At 52.1% G+C, this 1740-nt stretch carries 2 protein-coding genes and 1 tRNA gene; 1 reads left to right on the top strand and 2 read right to left on the bottom strand.

Annotated elements, in window-relative coordinates; translation table 11 throughout:
- Nucleotides 1–241: 241 nt before the first annotated feature.
- Nucleotides 242–676 (bottom strand): hypothetical protein, encoded by a 435-nt coding sequence (locus NW820_RS12210; RefSeq protein ID WP_011432900.1) that lies wholly within the window; start codon nucleotides 674–676, stop codon nucleotides 242–244.
- Between the two features lie 201 nt (nucleotides 677–877).
- On the opposite strand from NW820_RS12210, the gene NW820_RS12205 reads away from it, so the two are divergent.
- Nucleotides 878–951: transfer RNA gene (locus NW820_RS12205), tRNA-Arg, on the top strand.
- 34 nt (nucleotides 952–985) lie between these two features.
- Here NW820_RS12205 and NW820_RS12200 read toward each other — a convergent pair.
- Nucleotides 986–1420 (bottom strand): type IV pilin protein, encoded by a 435-nt coding sequence (locus NW820_RS12200; protein WP_414407625.1) that lies wholly within the window; start codon nucleotides 1418–1420, stop codon nucleotides 986–988.
- Nucleotides 1421–1740 lie beyond the last annotated feature (320 nt).

Genomic DNA, 1740 nt, shown 5'->3' with positions numbered 1-1740 from the left:
CTCTATCTCGTCAGTGCTCTCTTTTGGCTCAAATGAAAGATCAACACAACCTAGTTGGAATGACTATGATTTGTAATTTTTTACAGAAAGAGGCGTTTTTCAAAAGCTGAGCTGGCACTTGTTCTCTCGTTTTAACAAGTTGGCCAGAAACTTCTTAAGCTTTCTCTACTCTGTAGGCACGCTCTTCTGGATCCAGCTGATCCAGCTAGACCAGGGCATGGGGTAAGACTACTCCAAGATCCTATTCTCCCTCGGGGGGTGCTGCCGCCTCAGAATCCAAAATGGCCCCTGCTCCGTAAGAGTCAATATCGATGGCCTGGGATCCACCGGCAGCCAACAGAGCCATCAGGGATCCCAACTGCCACCACACCAAGCCTGCCGTGCTCAACACTAGGATCCCACCGACGCAGGCGGCCAAGGCCATAGACAGGCCAAACACGTTCAGACACGCGGCCACAAACCCAGAGGTAAACAGGCAGCAGAGACTGTAGGTGAGGATCACCCCAGGAGTGCGGTAGCGAATTTGCGCTTGGCTATCCCGGTTGAGCTGCCAAAGGGCCACCTGGTATTCCAAATTGTCCTTGAAAATGATGCCAAAGATAACAGCAAAAAAGCTGAATAAGGCGATGGCAGAGTAAATGGGGGGATTGACGAAGGGATCAGAAAGGGATTCCATAGGGCTGACCTCGGTTTGGGATCCAAGTCCTTAGCTTAACACTTCTTAGCATCACAGAAGATGTCTAGCAGGTCAATGTCAACAACACAACCGATAACGCCAGACCCAGTTGGGGCATGATGAGAACTGGTCGGGTATCACCTCATCTGCAAAAGGGCTGTAATCTGAGATGGGGGCTAAGAGCAGTAGGATGTTCGACAAGGGGCTGTAGCTCAGATGGATAGAGCAAGCGCCTCCTAAGCGCTAGGTCGGCGGTTCAAGTCCGCCCAGTCCCGCTTCCTCAAGCCGCCAGACTCCTGCCTGGGCAGGTCAACGATAGAGGTTGCAGGAGTTGTGTAGGTTGTAGCCGGAGACCAAAACCTCTTGCTGGCGATCCCCAAGGCCGATGTCACAGCGCAGGGGATTCCCACCAGCAGCTGTGTAGGTGTGAGACTCCGTCATCCAACGCATGCCAGCTGGGCCAGGAGTGGGAGGAACAACTTCGGGGAGACGATAGTTGGGGGCTTGCCAGGGATCTTGCAGATAACGATCCCCGTGGATCCCTCCGAATTGAATATCGGCGTAGCTGGAAGGATAAACCGTAAAATCCATGCGGAAGATTTCTGAAGCGCGGCCAATGGTCGCCAAAGCTGTTTGGGCTTCAGCAACTCTGGAGCGGCGAATGTGGTTGAGCAGGTTGGGAATGGCCACCGCGCAGAGAGTACCGACAATCACGATGACCACCAGCAACTCGATCAATGTCATGCCACGAGGAGCCGCAGTGGCCAGACGAAAGAGGATTCTCCGGAGATACACTTCATGAGGGGAAAACCGATTCATGACAGCCTCAGCCCCACTTTGGGAGAAATCAGGCACCCGGCTAAACCCGAAGGATCTTGCCCTGGTATTCAAGCCTTTTCTTGGTCTCAGGTTACCCTTCGCAGACCCAAAACTTTCCTCATCAAATCATGTGAACTCCTGAATCCAAAACCCCACTGGATATCAACTGTAGGTAAATTTTTTGTAAACTGGCTTCAAGTTTTAAGGCCAGATAAATCTGAGTTCACTGTGAACTGTTTTCGCGG

The organism is Synechococcus sp. R55.7, from assembly GCF_047461955.1.
Taxonomy (GTDB): domain Bacteria; phylum Cyanobacteriota; class Cyanobacteriia; order Thermostichales; family Thermostichaceae; genus Thermostichus.
This window is presented reverse-complemented; position numbering and strand designations above follow the sequence as displayed.

Bases quoted from the DNA above. Each gene is read 5' to 3' on its own strand.
- NW820_RS12200 (WP_414407625.1), bottom strand. From the start codon at position 1,420: ATGACATTGATCGAGTTGCTGGTGGTCATCGTGATTGTCGGTACTCTC.
- NW820_RS12210 (WP_011432900.1), bottom strand. From the start codon at position 676: ATGGAATCCCTTTCTGATCCCTTCGTCAATCCCCCCATTTACTCTGCC.